Origin of the sequence: Streptomyces marispadix (genome assembly GCF_022524345.1) — a bacterium.
GTDB lineage: Bacteria > Actinomycetota > Actinomycetes > Streptomycetales > Streptomycetaceae > Streptomyces > Streptomyces marispadix.
Window position 1 is genome coordinate 5,746,659 of record NZ_JAKWJU010000002.1, and the last position, 21,243, is coordinate 5,767,901.

A 21,243-nucleotide genomic window follows, 5' to 3' on the forward strand; every position below is an offset into this window, starting at 1 on the left:
AGGGCTTTCCAGGTCGGGGCCGAACGTGGCGTACGTCCAAATGTGACGGGCCGTGAGTGTGGATCCGACACACTGGGCGGACAGGTGCCAGCTTGGCTCTGGGGCATGAAACCGCAGGTCACGCCCGCTCGAATCCCGCCTTCTCGGCTACGGTCGGCTACGGGCAGTTCGTCACAGCCTTGGTGGGGGACCGCGAACTCCCGGAACGACAGTCGGGAGGATGTGCGGTCTGAGTCGCCGTTGAACGGATCAGACGCGGACTTGGGCACTCTGGAGATCCGGTTGCGGGGTGTGGGCAGGTGAGTGGCTGCCGCCGGTTCAGTCAGGGTCCGCGGGTGGTCAGGTGTTGCTCGCCGGGACCTCGCCGACCGGGACGGTGGAGGTCCCCGCGGGTGCCGGCCTGCGGAGGGTCAGGGCGACGAGGGCGGATACGGCGCATCCCCCGCCGAGATATGCCGCTACCCAGTACCAGCGACCATCGCCGAAGGCGACGAGCGCCGTGGCGATGAACGGCGTGAAGCCGCCGCCCACCGCGCTGGCGACCTGGTACCCGAGGCCTGCGCCGCTGTAGCGGTACTCGGCGCCGAACATCTCGGTGAACAAGGGCTGTTGGACGCTGACCAGCATGTCGTGCGAGACGTTGACCAGGACGACGGAGGTGACCACGAGGAGGATGGCGGATCCGGATTCCATCGACATGAAGTAGGGGATGGCGCCCAGCACGCCCACTATGGCGCCGGCGAGGAAGACCGGCCTGCGGCCGAACCGGTCGGAGAGCCACGCGAACGCGGGGATGGACACGATCCCGACGCCGCCTACGAGCAGCCCGATGTTGAGCATGAACCCCGATTCGAAGCCGTGCTCGGAGGTGGCATAGGAGAGTGCGAAGGTCGTGACGACGTACATCGTCACCAGCTCGCCGAGGCGCATGCCGATGATCTGGAAGAAGGCGGCCGGCTGCTCGCGCAGGGCCTTCACCACCGGCAGCTTCGGCCGCTTCGCAGCCTTGCGCCCGACCTCTTCCTCGAACACCTCGCTCTCGGGGACGCCGATGCGAATCCACAGCGCGAGGACTACGAGCAGAGCGCTGATCAGGAACGGGACGCGCCAGCCCCACTCCTTGAATGCCGTCTCGCCGCCGATCGTTTCCATGAGGGCCACGGCTCCTGTGGCGAGGATCAGGCCCACGGAGTACCCGACCTGCACGCCGCTGCTGTAGAGGGCCTTGAGCTTGGACGGTGCGCTTTCGACTGCCATGAGGGCGGCGCCGCCCCACTCGCCGCCGACTGCGAACCCCTGGATGGCCCGGAGGATCACCAGAAGCAGCGGCGCCCACCAGCCGATGCTTCCGTAGGTCGGAAGCAGTCCGATCAGCATGGTGGAGATCCCCATCACCAGGACCGTCCACACCAGCATCCGCTTGCGTCCGAGCTTGTCCCCGAAGTGCCCGAAGAAGAGACCGCCGAGCGGGCGGCACACGAAGCCGACGCCGAACGTGGCGAAGGCGGCCAAGGTGCCGGCCAGCGGGCTGACTTCGGGGAAGAAGGCCTTGTTGAAAACGATGGCGGCGACGATTCCGTAGAGCAGGAAGTCGTACCACTCCACGACCGCCCCGATGGAGCTGCCGAGGGCGGCTCGTGTCTGCTTACCCGTCGTTGGCTGCTGAGTTGTGCTCTTCATCGAGACCCCTGTGCGCTTGGTGCACAAACGTGCGTGACTTGCACGGCATAGTGAACGGGCTTCTGCGGCAAGGTCAAGGGTTCGTTCCGGATGAACTGCCAGGTGGCAAATGTTGATCTCAGGCGGTGCATCGGATGCGTGGTTGTGCGGCGCCGGCTTGGCGGCACATCGGAGGGGATCAGCTACGAGACCCTCCGCTACCATGTCGCTATGCGTACGACGGTGCGTATAGCGCACAAGGAGGCTTGATGAAGGCAGCAGCACTCGTTGCCCCTGGCTGTGTCGAGACCATCGACGTTCCCTGCCCGGAGTACGGAGCGAGCGACGTCCTCCTGCGGATGACGGGCGTCGGCCTGTGCGGGACGGACGTCGCACTCGTCGGCGGCGCGCGGCTCGCGCCTGGCCTGCCCTGGATACTCGGGCACGAAGGCGCGGGCGAGATCGTGGCTGTCGGCAGCGCCGCCGGGGGACGTCGCGTCGGTGAACGCGTGGCCGTCGAACCGAACTACTGCTGCCGCCGATGTTCGGCGTGCACGCGTGGATTCACCTCCGGCTGCACGGACCGGGTGGCCGTCGGGCTCGCGACCCCCGGCGTGCTCGCGGAGTACGTCGCGGTGCCGGCCGCGTTCGTCCACGCGGCTGCCGACCACGTGAGCACCGCGGACCTGGTATGCGCCGAGCCGCTGACCGTCGCACGCACGGCGATCCGCCGCGCCAAGATCTCGAAGGGGGACAAGTGCCTTGTGGTGGGAGCCGGTTCACAAGGGCTGCTCGTGTGCGCCTGTCTGGCCGCAGCCGGAATCACGCCGTATGTGCAGGAGCCCCATGAGGGGCGCCGGGCACTGGCGGCGTCGCTGGGTGCCGTGCCTCTGGAACGTTCGGCATCGGACGTCGACCAGGTCTTCGAGACCTCAGGTGCGCCCGCGGCGCTGAGGGCGGCACTGAGGCACGTGGTGCCCGGCGGGCGCATCACGTTCATCGGGATGAGCAGCGCGTCCTTGGAACTCAGCCCGCACGAACTGGTCAGCCGGCAGCTGACGCTGACCGGCTCCTTGATCTACGACCACCCGCACGACTTCACCGGCACCATCGCGGCCCTGGAGGACGGCGCGATCAACCCGCACCGCGTACTGAAGGCGGAGTTCTCCCTGGAGGACGCCGGGGCCGCATTCGCCGCCGTGGCGTCGACGCCGGGCAAGTGCTGGATCAACTTCGGGAGTAGCGCGAACTGAAACGCGGGTTCACCGCCCGGCCGCCGCTCCATCGCAGGATGGCGCGGCGGAATCCGGCGATCGTGCGGGTCAGTTGCCTGCCGACGGCTCCCGTTTCCTTGCCGCGCCTTCCTTGGGACGGGAGGTTCGTCGGTTCGTTCAAGTCGCTTTTCTTTCTTGGGAGTTCTCTCAGTGTTGGTGGAGTCGAGCGTGGTCCAGCAGCGGTATCCAGGCGGTGCTTGCAGGTCGGCGACCAGCTCGGCCGTCGTGGTGGCCAGGTCAGCGTGTAGCTGGCGGTCGGCCTCGCGTCTGGCCTATGCGCTATCCAGCGCTGCCAGTTCATCCTCGGTGAGGACGGTGGATGCGCCTTCCACGGCCTGCTCGACCTGTTCGACGCTGCTGACTCCGACGATCGGGGTCAGCGCCGGGCTCCCGGAGACCAGCCACGCGAGCACCACCTGGCCCGGTCGGAGTCCGCGATCAGTGGCGACTCGGGTCAGCGCCGCCAGCCGTCGTTCGGTGCCGGGGTGGCGGTACTCGGTCTCGAGCGGGCGGTCGTCGCGGTCGTATCGGCCCTGGAGGGTGGCGGTGTAGACCCAGCCGTCGAACGACGGGTTGCGTCGCAGGAAGTCGAGGCCGTCCGGTGACAGCATTCCCAGCGGGATCGGCTGGCCCTCCACGGCCATGCCGCCGGCGGGCTGGAGGTAGGAGTAGCGCTCCTGGTACGCGTCTGGTTGCGGGTGACCGGCGTGTTCGGCGGTGGCCCGGATCCGTTCGAGCAGCCACGACGGGTGGTTCGACACACCCCAGCGAGCGGTCAGGCCGTCACGGACCAGGCCACCGAACGTCTCGACCAGGTTCTCCACCGGGACGGTCGGGTCTTCGACGTGTGCCCAGTACAGCTCCACACCGTCTACGCCCAGCCGTTCCAGGCTCTTTGCCATGGCTCCGCGAACGACGTCCTCGCGCAGCCCTTCTAAGTGGTCGGGGAACCCGCCGACCCGCGTGGGCTGGGCGCCGACCTTGGTACTGAGGCGGACGCGCACCCCGGGGTTGGACGCCAGCCAGCGGCCCAGCAGCGCCTCGCTCTGGCCGCCGAAGCCGGTGTCGGAGGTCCAGAAGCTGTAGTTGTCGGAGGTGTCGATGAAGGAGCCGCCCAGTTCGGCGTACCGGTCGAGAATCGAGAAGGCGGTCCGTTCGTCCACCTTGGTGCCGAAGTACATCGCCCCGAGGGCCATCTTGGGTGTGATCATGGCGCCAGCCTCGTGCTGGAGCGCGCTCCCGGTCAAGCAGCGAGTTCACGAGAGCTGCGGATTTGTGACGGAGGCTCAGGAAACGCGTTCTGTCGCCGTGACAGGCGGTGGCGCACTCTGGTTTGCTCACGGAAGTTGAGCCAGAACCGAAATCCGTGGGGCGAACCAGAGTGCGTCATCTCTGCTGCCGGGGCCCGTTGTTGAGCGCTCCTGATTGGTTCTCGGTTCGCACTTCGTGCAGCTTCCAGTCAGTCGGGCCGTTCCTCGCCAGTTCGCTTCGCGTCTGGGCACGAGTTGCTTGCTTTCAAGCGCCGGAGCTGATGCTCGCCATCGCCGGGCCTGTCGGGTGGCTCCCATTCATGGCGGTGGTGATCGCCGCCAACAGGCAGGTGAGCAGCGTGGCTTGGAAGGACCCGCCGGTGCGGTGCCGCTTCATCGAGGGGGCAAGTCGGCCTGGCGGGCCCGCACTTCCGGGACACCGAGGGTTCGCGGCCCCGTCACTGTCCCAGCATGCCCGGGTGTACTGGACGTTGTGCCGTATGTGATCTGCGGGCTGCTGGAGCGGAGCGGGCAGCAACCGGGATGCACAATCTCTCTCCCGCGGAGCGCGTCGCCAGCAAGCCCGGACACCTCCCTGGAATCCGGTTGCAGCGTGGCGTGCGCCCCTTGTAGGACAACGCTCATGCCTGACACTCCAGCGACTGGTCAGTGCCTGGGGCCGGTGGACACCGACCGGCTCGGCCGGTCACAACGACCCGTCACCGCAGAGGCGTTCACCCAGCAGGGCCGTCCTCACAGAGGAGTCGAGATCTCGCACGCCATGCCAACGAGTCCGGTCACGCTGCGATTACGAGACAGGACCCGTTGTTGTTCGGTAGGTTCTCCGGGCGTTCGGTCGCTCCGGTTCCGAATTCGGATGTCAGGGCCGCAGCAGCCTGTGCGGCGTGCGTGCCCGGTGTACGGGAGACGCGCGGCACAGGGCAGGGGGGCACGCGGAACTGCGCACGAAGTGCGCGAGGGCGGCTGAACGAGCCGGCTTTCCCGCACAGACGGCGGCCGGATGGGCGGAGGGGAGCGGGGCATCGGGACCCGGTGCACGGTCGGCTCCAGGTCGCCCGCAGCCGGACACAAGCATGAAACGGCAGATGTCAGTGCCGGGCATTAAAGTGCCATATTTCACGGGGGGACGGGGGTTTCTGCTCTATGCGCTCATCGGTTTCGGCCCCGCCTGGAGAGGCGGCGGTGTGCAATGACTTCGACTTCCGGGTGCTGGGGCCACTCGAAGTGGGCCACAGACAGGGCGTGGTGAAGTTACCCGCAGGCCGCCTGCGTGTGCTCCTGTCCTGCCTGGTGATGTCGCCCAACGAGGTCGTCTCCAGCGACACGCTGATCGATCGATTATGGGCGGACACCCCGGTGGAACGGGCACGGGGCGCGCTGCACACCTGCGTGAGACGGCTGCGCCGCCTGCTCTGCCCCGATCTGGTGCAGACGAGACCCGGCGGGTATGCCCTGGGGGTATCGGTCGACAGAGTGGACCTGCTGCGGTTCCGGGATCTCGTCCGGCGCTCGGAAGCCGCCGGAGACGACTCCGGCGAGAAGCTGGTTCTGCTGCGCGAGGCTCTGGCGCTCCGTCGCGGCGACCCGTTCGCCGATGTCGCCTCCCCGTGGCTGGACCACGAGGTGGTGCCCCGGCTGAACGAGGAATGGCAGAGCGCTCTGATGTGCCGCATCGACCTGGAGATGGCGGCGGGACGGCACCATGAGTTGATACCCGAGCTGCGCGAGCTGACGACCGCCCACCCGCTGCACGAGGCGAGCTGGCAGCGTCTGATCCTGGCCCTGCACCGGTGCGGTCGCCGCGCCGAGGCCCTGGAGGCGTACCAGCAGGTCCACGCGATCCTCCGGGACGAGTTGGCGCTCGATCCCAGCGACGAGCTGCGAGAACTGCACCGGTCCATCCTCGACGGCGGCGCGACCCCCTCACCTGGCGGCGGCGTGGGTGAGCAGGAGCCGGTCGCCGGCACCATCGTCCATCCCGCCGTCGATCCACCTGCGCAGTCGCCGCCGATACGCCCGCAGCAGCTTCCGCCGGGCATTCCCTGTTTCACCGGCCGCACCACGGAGCTGGCCACACTGGACGGCCTGCTGCCCGCCGAAGACGGTCAGTCCCCGCAGAGGACGGCGATCGCCGTGGTCGACGGGGCGGCGGGAGCCGGCAAGACCACCCTGGCGGTGCACTGGGCGCACCGCGTGCGCGACCGGTTTCCCGACGGGCAGCTCTACGCCGATCTCCGCGGCTACGGCATGGGCGCTCCGGTGGAGCCCACCGCGGTGCTGGAGATGTTCCTGCAAGCGCTGGGCGTCCCTGCTCAGCAGATCCCGCCGGAACTGGACGGCCGCTCCGCGCTGTTGCGCAGCACTCTGGCCGACCGGCGGGTGCTCGTGCTGCTGGACAACGCGCGCGACTCCGCGCAGGTGCGTCCGCTGCTGCCCGGCTCGCACTGCCTGGTCCTGGTCACCAGCCGCAGCCAGCTACGAGGGTTGGCCGTGCGGCACGGCGCCTACCGCGTCAGCCTCGACTGGCTGTCCGTCGAGGAGTCGGTCACCTTGCTCGCCGGTGTCCTGGGCGAGGACCGGATCGCGGCCGAGCCGGACACCGCCGTGCAACTCGCCGGTCTATGCGCTCATATGCCCCTTGCCCTGGCCCTGGCCGCCGAACGCATCCACCACCTGCCGGGCCCGGGTAACCGGACGGGCGCGGCGGCCGGGCACTCCGTCCCGCTGCACGACCTCGTCGCCGAACTCGCCGTGGAGCGGGACCGGTTGGACGTGCTCAGTGTGGGCGACGACGAGACCTCAGCGGTTCGCGACGTCTTCTCCTGGTCCTACGACGCACTCGACTCGGCGGCGGCCGCCGGCGCGTTCCGCGTCCTCGGTCTGCACTCCGGGCCCGACATCAGCACCGAGGCGGCGGCCGTGCTCATCGGCGTCGGCCCGGACCAGACGCGGCGGCTGTTGGAGGGGCTGGCTGACCGTGGCCTGCTGGAGCGGGCCAGCCGGGACCGGTACCGGTACCGGTTCCACGACCTGATGCGCCTGTACGCGGCGGAACGGGCCGAGGCGGAGGAGAGCGAGCCGACCCGGCTGGCCGCGCTGCATCGGGTCCTGTCCTGGTATATGCACACCGCCGATGCGGCCGAGCGGATACTCAACCCCGGCCACCAGCACCTTCCGCCCGACCCGCCCGAGGAGGGCTGCGAACCGCTTGCCTTCTCCTCGCACGAGGAGGCGCTGCGGTGGTGTGAGACAGAGCGCGCCAACCTGATGGCCGCTGTCCGGCTCGCCTTCGAGGTCGGCGAGTACTCCATCGCCTGGCGGCTCCCGACCGTCCTGTGGGGCTTCTTCAACCTGCGTAAACACTGGGGCGACTGGATCGAAAGCCACAGAGTGGGCCTCGCCGCCGCCCGTGCACAGGGTGATCGGTACGGCGAAGCCTCGGTGCTGACCAGCATCGGCCTCGCCCGGTGGGACCAGCGGCGGTTCACCGAGGCGCTGGAGTGGCTGGAGGAGGCGCTCGTGCTGCGACGCGAGATCGGGGACCGCTGGGGGGAGGGCATCGCGCTGACCAGCCTCGGCCGGGTCCGCGGGAACCTTGGTGAGCACGGGCGCGCGTTGAAGCACCACACGGAGGCTCTCGGCATCTTCGAGGAGATCGGGAACCAGTGGGGGCAGGGCATCGCCCTGGCCGGTCTCGGCCGCGTCTGCCAGGACCTGAATGAGTCCGAGCGTGCCCGCGAACACCTGCTGAGGGCGGTCGGCGTCTTCCGGAGGATCGGGAACCGCTGGGGGGAGGGCATCGCGCTGCGGGACCTGTGCCTGACGTACGCCGCCCTCGGCCGGCACGAGGAGACCATAGCCTGGTGCCGACGCGCCCTCGCGCCCTGCCACGAGACAGGCTCCCGGCACACCAGGGCCCGCATCCTCAACCTGTTGAGCCGAGCCCTGTGTCAGACGGGCCGGTCGGAGGAGGCGCGGCAGGTGTGGGAGCGGGCCACGGCCATCTTCGAGGAGCTGGGGGACTCGAACGCTGCCAGAGCAGGCGATCTTCTCGGTGCGGCAGCGGTCGGCGCGGGCTGGTGACGCCGTCATGTCGCTGACACATACCTGTCACCGGCTGCGAGGTTTCTGACAGCGGCCCTGTGCTCCACTGAGGCATCCGCGCAGGGGAACCGGGCCGCACACCTCCAAGGCACGGCAAGAGTCTCGTCCGCGGGGCGCCCGGTCACACATCCCCTGGGCCGAGGGACACGGGAACGGGGGCACATCGAGCCACGGATACACGGCGGTTTCTGATGCCCGGGGCCGTAACTCTCCGAAGCCGTCCGGAAGACGCGGCGGTGAGAGCGGCGGCCACGGGCGGGGACGGACGGCAGCGGGACACCGGCCTCCCCGGATTCCCGGCTCGTCGAACGGGGTGGCGCCGGGTGCGGAATCTCGCGGCCGAGGGCCGCAGTGACAGCGACGGGTCAGGGACACGACACCTTGACGTAGATGTCGGAGCGCCCCGAAAACGTCGATCGGAAGGACCCATGGCACATCTCATCAGCCTCGAAGAGGCCGAGAAACTGGACGTCGAGCACGTACACGACCTGTACCGCACGTACATCAACAAGAGTCAGGTCCGGCTGATGACCTCCTTCGGCTTCGGCCGGGAGCTCATCGACCACGCCGAGGGTGCCTACGTCCACACACGTGACGGTCGCAGCATCCTGGACTTCACCGGCGGTGTCGGTGTCCTCAACCACGGACACAACCACCCGCGCATCCTCGCCGCCCGCCGACGCTTCCAGGAGCAGCGGCGCATGGAGGTGCACAAGACCTACTTCTCGCCGTACCTGGCGGCGCTGGGGCACAACCTCGCGGCGGTCCTCCCCGGTGACCTGAACCGTTCGTTCCTGCCCAACTCCGGGGCGGAGGCGGTCGAGGGCGCCGTCAAGCTCGCGTACAAGTACCACGACGGGAAGCGGCAGACGATCCTCCGCGCGGACTGCAGCTTCCACGGCAAGCTGCTCGGTTCCGGCGGGCTCACGGGCAGCGCGCAGAACACCTTCGCGTTCCCCACGATCCCCGGCATCCGCACCTTCGAGTACGGCGACATCGCATCCGTCCGCGAGGTGATCGAGGAGACCCGCGGCGAGCGCGGACGCAGCGACGTCTACGCCCTGCTGATCGAACCGTTCAGCGCGTCCACGATCCGCTGGTGCTCCGAGGAATTCCTGCGTGAGCTGCGCGAGTTGTGCACCGCCGAGGACATCGTCCTGATCTTCGACGAGATCTACACCGGCTGGGGCAAGACCGGCAGCATGTTCCACTTCTCCCGGTACGAGGGCCTGGTGCCGGACGTGGTGACGACCTCCAAGTCGTTCGGCGGCGGCAAGTCCTCCGTCTCCGCGTACGTGGCACGCGAACCGGTCTTCCGCAAGGCCTACGACAACATGGCCGACGCCATGATGCAGAGCACGAGTACGACGTACTACGGCTTCGGCGAGGAGACCGCGACCGCCATCGAGGCCGTCGCCGTAGCGGTAGAGGACGACTACCCGGCACGCGCCCGCGCGCTGGAGGCCGTGCTCCGCCCGGGACTGGAGCGGCTCCGCGAGCGGTACCCGCAGCTGATCTCAGAAGTACGCGGCGCCGGCGCGCTGTTCGGGGTCTTCCTCGCCGGCGGCCCCAAGGTGCTGGACCTCATCGGCAAGCTGCCGGCGGGCGATCTGGCCAAGGACCCGCTGATCCGTACGAAGATCGTCACCGCCGCGGTGATCCACACCCTGTACCGCAAGCACGACGTGTACACCTACAACACCCTCAACGGCCGGAGCCCGCTGGTCGTGAGCCCGCCGCTGGTGGCGGAACCGGAGGACGCCGAGCGGTTCCTCAAGGCCCTGGACGCGACGCTCGGCGAGGGCATGAACCGGCTCCTCGCCCGCTTCGTACGCGAGCGGGTGAGCTCGTGGTGAAGGACACGGACGGCCCCGACAGACCGCCGTCGCCGGAGAGTTCGGACCTCCCCGGCCTGCCCGTCCATGTCGCCGTGACCGGCGCGGCCGGTGTGCTCGGCGGCCGTCTCGTGGACCGGCTGCTGGAATCGGGCGCCCAGCTCCGCGCGTTCGACCTGCGGGAGGTGCCCGCGAAACCCGGACTGAAGACGTTCACCGGCGACATCCGTGATCCGCGGGCGCTCGCCGAGGCGTTCGAGGGCGCAGACGCCGTCGTGCACTGCGCCTCTGCGCTGCCCAGCTACCCCGAGGCCGACATCCGGTCGATCGTCGTCGACGGCACCACCACGGTGCTGGAGGCGGCCCGTGCCGCGGCGGTGCCGCGGGTGGTGCACGTCTCCTCCACCGCCGTGTACGGGCTGCCGAAGCTGGTGCCGACGCCCGAGGAGCACCCGCGCGAGCCCGTCGACCCGTACAGCCGCGCGAAGGCGGCGGCGGAGGAGGTGGCCGAGCGCTTCCGGGCGGACGGGATGTGCCTGGCGGTGATCCGGCCGAAGACCTTCGTGGGGCCGGGCCGGATGGGCCTGTTCGACATGCTCTTCCAATGGGCCGAGGAGGGCCGGCACTTCCCCGTGCTCGGGAAGGGCGACGTCCGTATCCAGATGCTCGGACTCGACGACCTCGTCGACGCGCTGCTGGAGGTGCTGCGCGCCCCGGACGACGTGGCCTGCGACACGTACAACATCGCCGCCGCCGAATTCGGCACGCTGCGCGAGGACTTCCAGTGCGTGCTGGACGCGGCCGGGCACGGCCGCCGTGTGGTGCCGCTGCCCGCGGGCCCGGCGGTCGCCGTGCTGCGCACGCTGGAGCGGACGAGGATGTCCCCCGTGTACGGCCGGCTGGTCTCCAAACTGCTCGCCGACTCGTACGTCAGCGTCGACAAGGTCCGCGACAAGCTCGGTTTCCGTCCGCGACTGTCCAATCAGGACGCCGTGCTCCGTACCTACGACTGGTGGCGCACGCAGCGCGCGGCGGCCGCGGACGCCTCGGCGGGCAAGAGCGCCGGACGGACCAGTACGGACCCGTGGAAGCAGGGCGTGCTCGGACTAGTGAAGGTGTTCTTCTGATGGCCGCTTCGGACGCACCGGGCGGCGACTCGTCCGCACGCACGGCCGACAGGGCCACGCAGCGGGACACCGCACCGGAGCCGGCACAGAACTCGGAGCCGGCACAGGACACGGAACAGGAGCCGGAGTCGGCGGAGGAGCCGGCACAGGAACCGGAATCGGCGGGGGAGCGGGGCTCGGGGCCGGCCGGTGAGGAACCGGCCGCCCGCCGCTGGTGCTGGGGAACGCGACTGCTGGTGGCGGGCACGGCGCTCTGGGCGGCCTTCCTCGTCCTGCACATCACGCTCACCGGCCGCTGGCGGCCATGGCTCGTCGTCGAGATCGTCCCGCCGCTGACCGCGGTGGTAGTGCCTCTGCTGCTGCTCGTAGTCGTACCGTTCGCGGCGCCGGTGCGCCGCTGGCTCTCCGCGGTCCTGGTGCTCCTGCTGCTGGCCGGGGCGCATCTCGCCGGCTTCGGATGGACGGGCACCACCTCGGACAGCGCCCGTGGCGCGGAGGTCAAGGTCTTCGCCTGGTCCACGGACTACTGGCAGATGGCGGCCGGCGACAAGGACGCCTTCTACGACTTCCTGCGCCGCCAGGACGCCGACGTGTACCTCCTGCACGAATACCTCAACTGGAACTACTCGAACAGGGACGAGCAGCAGATATGCACCAGTCCCGTCCGCATCGACGACACGGCCCGGCTGCGCAGGGAGTTCCCCGGCTACCGGCTGCTAGTGCAGGGCGAGTTGCTCACTCTGACGCGGTTGCCCGTCGTCGCGGCGCCCGATCAGCGCGTCCCGGCCAAGGGTGAGGACTGGTACTGGAAGGGGTCGAAGTCCCAGCGCACCGATATTCGCGCGGGCGGGCGCACGGTCTCCTTCTACAACGTGCATCTGCCGATCCGCTTCCGGCCCTGCGACATCCGCTACGGGTGGGGCCGGTTCCGCCAAGCCTCCAAGGCCCAGGAGGACTGGTGGATCAGGGAGCTGCGCAGGCTGCGCGCGGATCTGCGCAGCAACTCCCACCCGGCCGTGGTGGCCGGGGACTTCAACGCGGCCTGGATGGATCGCTACCCGCTCGGAGCGGGCACGCGGCCCCACAGCCCGGGCGGCTCCCTGCTTCCCGCCCGCACCTGGCCCGCCTGCGAAGGCACCTGCTCACTGCCCCAGTCGTGGCGCGTGCTGCCCCAACTGTGGCGTTTCGACTGGCTGTTCACCAGCGGCGACCTGGCGGTCTCCAGCTACCGGCTCCGCGGCGGCGAGGCCCTCTCGGACCATGCGGCTCAGAAGATCCGCCTGGTCGTCCCGCGCAAGGAGTCGTCCGCGCACGCCCGATGACGTCCCGTACCGGGACCGCATCGCACCACTCCCGCGCCACATCCCATGACCAAGGAAGGGAACACCGTGCTGCAACCTGACAGATTCGACGTGACGGTGATGCTCGACTACTACACGCCGTACGTCAGCGGACTGACGGAGGCGGCACGGCTGACCGCGGAAGGGCTCGCCGCGCGCGGCTGGAAGGTCGCGGTCGTCTGCTACCAGCACGACCCCGAACTCGCCCGGCACGAGGTCGTCAACGGCGTCCACGTCTTCCGGGCGCCCGTGCTCGCGCGGATCAGCCGGGGCTTCATCAGTCCCCAACTCCCGTTGCTGGCAGGGCGGCTCGCGGCGCGCTCCGACATCCTGCACATGCATCTGCCCAACCCCGAGGCCGGGTTCGTCGCCGCGCTCAGGCGCCGGGCCCGGCTGGTCGTGACGTACCACATCGACGTCTTCCTGCCCGACAACCCGGTGAACCGCTTCGGGATGTGGGCCGTCGACCAGAGCTGCAAGTCGGCCGTACGCAAGGCGGACCTGGTCATCACCAACAGCGAGGACCAAGCGCACGGTTCGCGCATCTGGCCGACGATCCGGCACCGCCGACTGGCCCCGATATCCTCCCCGTGCGTGGACCGCACCGGCGGTACGCCCAGCATGCGGGACGGCGACGGGCTGCACGTCGGCTTCATGGGCCGGATCACCGTGGACAAGGGCATCGAGTACCTCATCCGCGCCTTCCGCTCCCACGACGACCCCGACGCGCGGCTGCTGATCGCGGGCGACTACGCGACCGTCGCGGGCGGCAGCAACATCGACCAGCTCCGGGCCGAGGCCGGCGACGACTCGCGCGTCCGCTTCACGGGGCTGCTGCGCGGCGAGGCCGTACGGGACTTCTACGCCTCGATCGACGTGTTCGCGCTGCCCTCGATCTCGGAGTCGTTCGGCATCGTCCAGGTCGAGGCGATGATGGCGGGAATCCCGCCGGTGAGCACCGAACTTCCCGGCTCCCGCTACCCGGTGGCGGCCACCGGCTTCGGCCGGCTCGTACCGCCGCGCGACCCGGACGCCCTGCGCGAGGCGATCGTGGAGCTGGCCCGGATGCCGGCCGAGGACCGGGAGGCCGGACGGGAGGCGGCGACGAAGCTCTTCGGCGGCGACGCTTTCCTCGACGCGCACGAAGAGGCGTTCCGCCAGCTCCTGAGCGGCAGCCGGTCGTGAAGCGGCCCGGCGGCGGGGACACCATGGGAGAGCGGCGCGGGCCGGCCGCGGCCGCCGTGCCCGGTCAGCGGCAGGTCGTCGTGCCGGCCATGGCGCTGGTCCCGGATTCCGTCCGCTCCGGGAGCGCTGCGCACGGTCTGTCGGAGGACGGCCCGTCCCTCGCCGCGGCACCCCGGACGCGAATACCCGCGGCGCTGGTGCTCTTGCGCCCCCGCCAGTGGGTGAAGAACGTCTTCGTGCTCATCGCGCCGCTCGCGGTGGATCCGGCGGCGGTCCTCCGGCATCTGACCTGGGCGCTGGCGACGGTCGTCACGTTCACGGCGGCGTCGGCGGCGGTCTACGTCATCAACGACTGGCTCGACCGGGAGCAGGACCGGCTGCACCCCCTCAAGCGGCACCGCCCGCTTGCCTCCGGGAAGGTCGGACCGCTGGGCGCGCTGCTGCTGGGCGCGGGCTGTCTGGCGACGCTGGCGGCCACCGGAGCGCTGCTGCCCCTGCCCGTGCAGGCCGCCGTCGGCGGGTACGCGGTGCTCAACCTGGCGTATTGCCTGATGCTGAAGCACTATCCGCTGGTCGACGTCAGCATCGTCGCCGCCGGGTTCGTGCTGCGGGCCGTCGCGGGCTGCCTGGTGGTGGCGGCGCCGTTCAACCCCGCCCTGATCATCTGCGTGTACTGCACCTGTCTGCTGATGTCGCTCGGCAAGCGGCGGCACGAACTGGAGACGGCGGCCCTCCGGGGGCAGGCGGCGGCGCAGCGGCCCGCCCTCTCCGGCTACTCGGTCCCGCTGCTCGACCAGCTCATGGCCGTGCTGCTGGCGGCCACGCTGATCAGCTACGAACTGTTCGTCCTCTCCGCGCCGCAACCGCACAGCTCCGTACTGGCCGTCGTCACCGTGCCGTTCGCCGTCTTCGCCCTGTGCCGATACGCGCAGCTGCTGGCGGTGGACCGCAGCGGCGGCGAACCCGGTCAGGACGTGCTCACGGACGTGCCGCTCCTGATCAACGCCGTGCTCTGGCTGGCCTGTCTGACCGTCGGCCGAGTTCTGTGAGCACACCGACTCGGTCCGGGCCCGCACGCATACCCGATCCTTCAGCGCGACCCGGCAACCGTACGGCGGACCGGCGCCTGCGGGCAGTGGCCTGACCGGCCCTCAGCGGTGCGTGTCCCCCAAGCCGATCAGACGTCCTCGGCCCGGCGGAGCCGGCGGAACTAGTGCGGGCCGTCGAACGGCTCACGCCACCAGCCGTGCACCCAGTGCGGCCGAGACGTCACAACCCCACCCGTGAGGGCTGCAAAGAGAGGATGGTCGACTTGAGTCGCCCAAGCCCGTCGAGTCACCCAACCCCGGGCCTCGGCACCGCCCCACCACGCTCCCCGCTGCGCCGGGTGGTGGTGGTCTGCCACCAGTACCCGCCCTGGACCGTGGGCGGCCTGGCGGAGTACGCGCAGCGGTTCGTCCAGTGCGTCCGACGGGAGCGCGACGACGTGCCACTGACGCTGTACACCCTGAACTGCCCGGAGAACCTCCCCCGTCGGGAGCGGAACGGCTCCGTGACGATCCGGCGGCCCTGGCTGCCGCGCTGGCTCAAGCGGCGCATCGTGGCGCCGAAGAACCATCTGGCGCCCAGCGGCCGGGCCCTGTTCGCGCTCTCCCTGCTCGCGTTCAATCTGGCGACACTGCCCACGCTCGTGCGAGCCCATGCGGCCGGGCACGGTGGTGGCCGTGCACGACTGGCAGAGTGCCGTCGCCGGAATTCTCGCGGCCACCGTGCTACGGCTGCCCGTGGTCTATCACGTCCACAACACCGAGATGACCATGGCCGAGCAGCCCGATGTGACCGATCCCTTCCGGCTGATCGAGATCAATCAGCGGCTGCTCGCCAGAGTCGCGGCCCGGGTCGTCGTGCCCACCCCGGAGCTGGGGCGACTGGCCGTCGCGCACGGCTGGCGGGCGGACCGCATCGACGTCGTCCCGCACGGCTGCGAGACCGGCGCCGTCCCGGCCGACGGGGACGCCGACGACGCGGAGCTCGACCACGAGCGGGAGCAGGCGCGAAGCGGGCTCCGTGCGGAACTCGGGCTTCCCCCCGACGCTCCGTTGTTGGTCTTCGCCGGCCGGCTCAGCTCGGTCAAAGGCGTGCCCACGCTGCTGCACGCCCTGCCCGCGATCGCCCGGAGCCACCCCGGCGTTCAGTTGGTGATGCTCGGCGTGGGCCTCGCCGGCACGGACCAGGACGCGGCGACGGACCGGCTGGTCACCGAGCTCGGCATCGGGGACCGGACGCACGTCTACCACCGCTATCTGCCCCAGGAGGAGGTGCGGCGCCACTATCTCGCCGCCGACGCCTGCGTTTTCCCCTCCCGTTACGAGCCGTTCGGGCTTGTCTCGGTCGAGGCGATGGCCCTGGCGGCCCCGGTGGTGCTCGGCTCCGGCTTCTCCGCGCTGATCTCCGAGGACGAGGGCCAGGGCGGTCCAGCGGCGCTGCGGATGCGCGGCGACACCCCCGACGAACTGGCCGCGCTCGTCTGCCAGTTGCTGGAGGACCCCGCCGCAGCCGCACGGCTGGCCGCCCGCGGCCGGGCCCACGCCCGTCAGAACTTCCGATGGCCGGACACCATCACCCGCACTCTCGGCCTGTACGAGAGCGTGACGCGCCGGGAGCCCAGCCGTGGATGACACCAGCCGCCGCGGGCGGCGGCCACGCTGGCGGCTGCTGGCCGGCTGGGCACTGGCCTGCGTCATCGTCGCCGGGCTCGCGATGGCTCTCCGCGGACAGGACTGGTCGGCCACGCGCCCCATGCTGACCCTCCAGGCGCTGCCCTTTCTGCTGATCTCCTGCGTGGTCAACGTGGCGGCACTGCTGTGCGCCATGATGTCCTGGCGCAGCGTCCTGGCCGATCTCGGGCATCCTCTGCCTCGCCGCACAGCGGCCGGTGTCTACTTCGTCGGGATGAGCGCCAAATACGCGCCCGGGGCGCTCTGGGTGGTTCTCACCCATGCGCGGCTTGCCCGGAGTGTCGGTGTCGGAGCGCTGGTCACCGTCGCTGTCTGGCTGCTCAACATTCCGATCGTGCTGCTGACCGGGATGGTCGTCGGGAGCCTGGCCGCGCCCCCGATGCTCGGCGACTGGAGCTGGCTGCTGCTGCTCCCGGCCGCGTCGCTGGCCTTCGTGCTGGCGCGGCCGTCGCTGGTGGGCCGGGCCGCGCAGGCGGGCGCCCGCCTGCTGCGCCGGGAACTGACCACATCCGGCTCGGGACAGCAGATCCGCGCGGCCGTCGGCTGGCAGGTCGCCTGCCGTCTGGTCTCCGGTCTCCATCTGTGGCTGCTCACGCTCGCCATGGGCGCGCCCGTGGGACAGTCCCTGGTGGTCAGCATCGGAGCCTTCGCGCTGGCCACGGGGCTCAGCTCGGTCGTCGTGGTATTGCCCGACGGCGCCCTGATCCGGGAGATGGTCCTGATCGGGACGCTCTCCCAGGTGCTGCCCGTCACCGCGGCCACAGCCGTGGCCGTGGCCAGCCGCGCTGTCTGCCTGCTGACGGATCTACTGGTCAGCGGCGCGTGCGCGCTGACCATGGTGTCCCGACGCTGGCGCCCCGAAGCCATCGCGGACGGTGCCGCCGAGCTTCCCCGCTCGGGGTGACGCAGGACGGCGGGCACGTATTCGCCGGCCGCCTGGGCGCGGGGAGCAGGGCCCCTGAGGAGCAGGCCGCCCCCTCCACCGTGTGCACCTGGCTGAGACCGTTCCTGCTGGCAGAACATCCGCCAACTCAAGGCTGTCTCCTGCGAGTTACGCGCCTGTGGGCCGCAGAGGGCGGGCCCGCCGGCCTGGCGGGCCTGTCTCCGGTATCGCCGAGGAGATGACCGGCGACTCGGCGAGCGGCATCGATGTGGGGGTGCGCGCCAATCGTGCTGAATCCTGGGGCGGTTGTCCTGCTCCCGGCTGCGGGGCGGCGTGAGGGAGTATCCACACCCAGGACGGCATGGGCCGGAGCGGGGGCCGACCGCTGGCGCAGTCGGCGGTCTTGCAGGCGCAGGGCGGTGGGGGCGCAGGATGGGCGGCGTGGGGGCGCACTTGGCCGCTGCCGGAGTCGGCCTCATGGCTGTCGAGGAGATGGCGGAGGTGCTCCGCAGTGCGATCAACGGCTGTTCAGCGGGTGTTGGTGGCGTAGGTAAGGTCCAGCGACCCGCGGCGGCGGGCCGAATCCGAGGCGCCGCCGCGGGCAGTCGGTGATCGAGACTCAGCGCGGCGGATGCCGCAGTGCGGGCTCCGCGTGGCGCGGCGGCTCCAGCCGATCGGCCAACGAGCGCAGCGAACGCGCCAGCGCTCGCCGTAAGAGGCGCGGTCCGCGGGGTGCTTCGTCAGCTACGGGCGCGTTCGGCAATGCAGAATCCGCCTCGTGCATCGCATTCACGATCATGGGGCCTTCGATGGGGATCATGTCATCTCCTCCAAGCCGAAGAAACGGGGTGGCGGCCCGGTCCGTGCCCGGACCATGAGTTCGAGGTCGGCCTGGAGCTGACGCAGGTCCGCCCGTACGCGTTCGCCGTTTGAGCGCAGCGTGTCCACGCGGGGCACCGCCACCGGCGGATCAGGGCTTGAGGGCGTCGAGTTCCTTCTGAAGGCTCTCAAGTGCCGCCGCGGAGCTCTTCTTTCCGGTCAGCGCGGCGTGCACCTCCTGCTGGATGACTTTGGTGGCATCTCCGTAACGCACCACGCGCGGTCTCGGCTCGGCGCCGACGATGGACTTCTTCAGCACCGGCAGCCACGGGAAGTCTTCCGCCAGCTTCGGGTCGTCGTACGGTTTCGCGAAGACGGGCGCCTGCGTCGCCTTGGTGAGCCGCAGCCGCGCGCCCTCCTCGCTGGTCATGTAGCGCATGAAGTCCAGCGCGGTGGCCTTGTTACGGGCGGTGGAGGACAGGGCGAGATTGTGTCCGCCCAGGGAGGAGGCTCCTGTGCCCTTCTCACCGGGTATCGGAGCGACGCCGAACTTGCCGACGACCTTGTTGCCCTTGGCCTTCGTGTTCGAAAGGCCATACTGGTAGGGCCAGTTGCGGTAGAAGAGCAACCGCCCCTTCTCGAAGTCCCGTCGGCCGTTCTCCTCCATGAACGTGATGCCGTTCTTGGGTATCGTGCCGTCGCGGAAGCCCTTGATCAGGTTGTCCAGGCCGCGCTTGGCCTCGGGCGTGTCCAGGTGCGGGTTCCCCTGGGCGTCGGTGACCTGGCCGCCCGCGGAGTTCACCGCCTCGGAGAAGTTGACGGTCAGCCCCTCGTACTTCTCGAACTGGCCCCCGTAGCAGGACATCTCCTTCTGCTTCGGCAGGATCTTGTCGCAGACCTCACGCATCTCGTCCCAGGTCTTGGGCGGCTCGACGTTCGCCTTCTCCAGCAGGTCCTTGCGGTAGTAGAGCATCGCGCCGTCCGAGGCGTACGGCATCGCGAACAGCTTGTCGCGGTACTTGACCGTGCCGTTGATGGGGCCGAGCGTCTTGTCGAACGGGAAGGAACTCTCGGGTATCTCGTCGATCCAGCGGTTCGCGGCGAACTCGGCGGTCCACACGACATCGAGCGTGAGCACCGAGTAGGTGTCCGCCTTCAGATGCGCGTTCCGGATCATTTTCGCCCGCTGCTCGTCGGAGTCCTCGGGCAGTCCGATGAAGGTCACCTTCTCGCCGGGGTGCCTGTCGTTCCAGCGGTCGATCAGCTTCGGGACCACTCCAGAGGTGTTCTTCCCCGAGACGAACGTGATGGGCCCGCGCTCCTTCGCGTCGACTGCGCTCTCGTGGCTCGCGGCGCTCGGACCGCAGCCGCCGACGAGCATGAGTGCGGCGGTGACGGCAGTGCACGGCAGCAGTCGTCCTTCGTTGGCACGCACATGATCTCCTCTTGCATTGCCGTGCCCTGGAGGTGTGCGGCTCGGCTCCCCTTCGCGGACGCCTCAGTGGAGCACAGGGCCGCTGTCAGAAACCTCGCAGCCGGTGACAGGTGTGTGTCAGCGACATGACGGCGCCACCAGCCCGCGCCGACCGCTGCCGCACCCGGGAAGATCGCCTGCCCTGGCAGCGTTCGAGTCCCCCAGCTCCTCGAAGATGGCTGGTATGCGCTGCTTGTACGCCGCTCGGCTCCCGGACTTCTCCGGCGCCGCCCGGCCCGCATCGACCCCACCTGGACCGCCGGCGCGAGCGCGGACGAACCGCCCGGAGCACGAACGGCGTTGCGGGGGAATTGTCGGCTCAAATTGGCATTGACACACATGAGATGTGCGGGTGATCATCGCCGATCACAATTCCTAGGGGGTCTGCTTCATGCCGTCGTTACGGGTTACACAGGCCGATGTCGCACGCCACGCGGGCGTCTCCCGGTCGGCGGCCTCGTTCGTGCTCTCTGGTCGAGAGGGCGTGCGCATACCGGTCGAGACGCGGCAGCGAATCATGGGAGCCGCACAGGAGTTGGGCTACCGCCCCAACCGCACCGCTCAAAGCCTGCGTACCCGCAAGACACAGACCATCGCTCTGATCTTCGACGACATCGGCGCCACCCACTACGCGGGGGAGATGATCCAAGGGGCACTTGAGGCCGCGCTCGAGCGGGATCACCTGCTCTACATCGCCGAGACCGGCAGCGATCCCGTGACGGAGGAGAAACTCGTCCAGGAAATGACCGACCGGCAGGTGGACGGAGTAATCCTCGCTGCGATGTCGACCCGCACGGTTCGTGTTTCCGAACAGATGCGGCGCAATCCGACCGTGCTGCTCAACTGTCTCGACGAATTCGGTGAGTTCGCCTGCGTCGTCCCGGACGAGGAGACGGCGGGCCGACATGCGGCGCGGCTGCTGTTGGACGCTGGTCACCGTGAAGGAGTCCACGTCGTCGGAGGTCACCACACCACCGGGGGCACGCCCGAAGGCGTATTCGCCGCGCAAAAGCGCATGAGCGGCATCGAGGCGGCGATGGAGGCGGCGGGGACCCGGCTTGCTGGAATCATCGAATGCGACTGGTCGGCCCCGGAGCACGGCTACCGGGCGACGCGATCATTGCTGGAGTCTGCTTTCGTGCCCACGGCCGTCATCTGTTGCAACGACAGGCTCGCCATCGGCGCATGCCAAGCCCTGCGGGAGAGTGAGTTGCGTATCCCCGAGGACATCTCGCTCGTCTCCTTCGGGGACCCCGGACTGGCCTCCTGGCTGCGGCCCCCCGTGACCTCTGTCGACCTGCCCCACCACGAGCTCGGCCGCACAGCGGTTTCCTTACTCCTGTCGGACGATGCGACACCGGCGATCCATCGGATACCTATGACACTCAGCCGACGGGGATCGATCACAGCCGCCAGAGATGCGTGACGTGAACTGCCCTGCCCCCAAAGGGATATCGCGTGTAGAGGTTGGTTCCGGCTCTCCAGGAGGCAGAGAAATACGCGGGCCTCCAAGCGCCTCCAAGCGCCGCCGTGC

At 69.5% G+C, this 21,243-nt stretch carries 13 protein-coding genes; 10 read left to right on the forward strand and 3 right to left on the reverse strand.

The window, feature by feature from the left end; all coding sequences use genetic code 11:
- Positions 1 to 339: 339 nt before the first annotated feature.
- Positions 340 to 1,680, reverse strand: coding sequence for a shikimate transporter (shiA, locus tag MMA15_RS23935; RefSeq protein WP_241062216.1), 1,341 nt, complete (start codon positions 1,678 to 1,680; stop codon positions 340 to 342).
- Positions 1,681 to 1,928: 248 nt separating this feature from the next.
- Between shiA and MMA15_RS23940 the strand changes: the two genes are divergently transcribed.
- The gene (locus MMA15_RS23940) at positions 1,929 to 2,912 is read left to right on the forward strand and encodes a zinc-dependent alcohol dehydrogenase (protein WP_241062217.1); all 984 of its coding nucleotides are present in this window, start codon (positions 1,929 to 1,931) and stop codon (positions 2,910 to 2,912) included.
- Between the two features lie 293 nt (positions 2,913 to 3,205).
- On the opposite strand, the gene MMA15_RS23945 is transcribed toward MMA15_RS23940, so the two are convergent.
- Positions 3,206 to 4,144 carry an aldo/keto reductase gene (locus MMA15_RS23945; protein WP_241062218.1) on the reverse strand — a complete coding sequence of 313 codons (939 nt, stop codon included), beginning with the start codon at positions 4,142 to 4,144 and terminating at the stop codon, positions 3,206 to 3,208.
- A gap of 1,242 nt (positions 4,145 to 5,386) precedes the next feature.
- Here MMA15_RS23945 and MMA15_RS23950 point away from each other — a divergent pair.
- The 8 genes from MMA15_RS23950 (at position 5,387) to MMA15_RS23985 (ending at position 17,437) form a co-directional block, all read left to right on the forward strand.
- Positions 5,387 to 8,287 (forward strand): AfsR/SARP family transcriptional regulator, encoded by a 2,901-nt coding sequence (locus MMA15_RS23950; protein WP_241062224.1) that lies wholly within the window; start codon positions 5,387 to 5,389, stop codon positions 8,285 to 8,287.
- Between the two features lie 449 nt (positions 8,288 to 8,736).
- Complete coding sequence (locus tag MMA15_RS23955) at positions 8,737 to 10,164, forward strand: aspartate aminotransferase family protein (RefSeq protein ID WP_241062226.1); 1,428 nt, start codon at positions 8,737 to 8,739, stop codon at positions 10,162 to 10,164.
- Positions 10,165 to 10,220: 56 nt separating this feature from the next.
- Entirely contained in the window at positions 10,221 to 11,270 is a 1,050-nt protein-coding gene (locus tag MMA15_RS23960) for an NAD-dependent epimerase/dehydratase family protein (RefSeq protein WP_241063424.1), read from the forward strand.
- Positions 11,270 to 12,592 (forward strand): endonuclease/exonuclease/phosphatase family protein, encoded by a 1,323-nt coding sequence (locus MMA15_RS23965; RefSeq protein WP_241062233.1) that lies wholly within the window; start codon positions 11,270 to 11,272, stop codon positions 12,590 to 12,592. Before MMA15_RS23960 ends, MMA15_RS23965 begins: the two co-directional genes overlap by 1 nt.
- 66 nt (positions 12,593 to 12,658) lie before the next feature.
- On the forward strand, positions 12,659 to 13,795 hold the full coding sequence (locus MMA15_RS23970; protein ID WP_241062234.1) for a glycosyltransferase: 1,137 nt from the start codon (positions 12,659 to 12,661) through the stop codon (positions 13,793 to 13,795).
- Between the two features lie 23 nt (positions 13,796 to 13,818).
- Complete coding sequence (locus MMA15_RS23975; RefSeq protein ID WP_241062236.1) at positions 13,819 to 14,844, forward strand: UbiA prenyltransferase family protein; 1,026 nt, start codon at positions 13,819 to 13,821, stop codon at positions 14,842 to 14,844.
- A gap of 618 nt (positions 14,845 to 15,462) precedes the next feature.
- On the forward strand, positions 15,463 to 16,473 hold the full coding sequence (locus MMA15_RS23980; RefSeq protein ID WP_241063426.1) for a glycosyltransferase family 4 protein: 1,011 nt from the start codon (positions 15,463 to 15,465) through the stop codon (positions 16,471 to 16,473).
- Positions 16,466 to 17,437: a lysylphosphatidylglycerol synthase domain-containing protein gene (locus tag MMA15_RS23985; protein ID WP_241062237.1), complete on the forward strand. Its 972-nt coding sequence runs from the start codon at positions 16,466 to 16,468 to the stop codon at positions 17,435 to 17,437. The genes MMA15_RS23980 and MMA15_RS23985 overlap by 8 nt, the downstream gene beginning before the upstream one ends.
- 949 nt (positions 17,438 to 18,386) lie before the next feature.
- Here the strand turns inward: MMA15_RS23985 and MMA15_RS23990 are convergent.
- A complete protein-coding gene (locus tag MMA15_RS23990) occupies positions 18,387 to 19,670 on the reverse strand; it encodes an ABC transporter substrate-binding protein (RefSeq protein ID WP_241062238.1) in 1,284 nt (427 codons plus the stop codon).
- A gap of 430 nt (positions 19,671 to 20,100) precedes the next feature.
- On the opposite strand from MMA15_RS23990, the gene MMA15_RS23995 reads away from it, so the two are divergent.
- Positions 20,101 to 21,135, forward strand: coding sequence for a LacI family DNA-binding transcriptional regulator (locus MMA15_RS23995; RefSeq protein WP_241062240.1), 1,035 nt, complete (start codon positions 20,101 to 20,103; stop codon positions 21,133 to 21,135).
- The last annotated feature ends 108 nt before the right edge of the window (positions 21,136 to 21,243 follow it).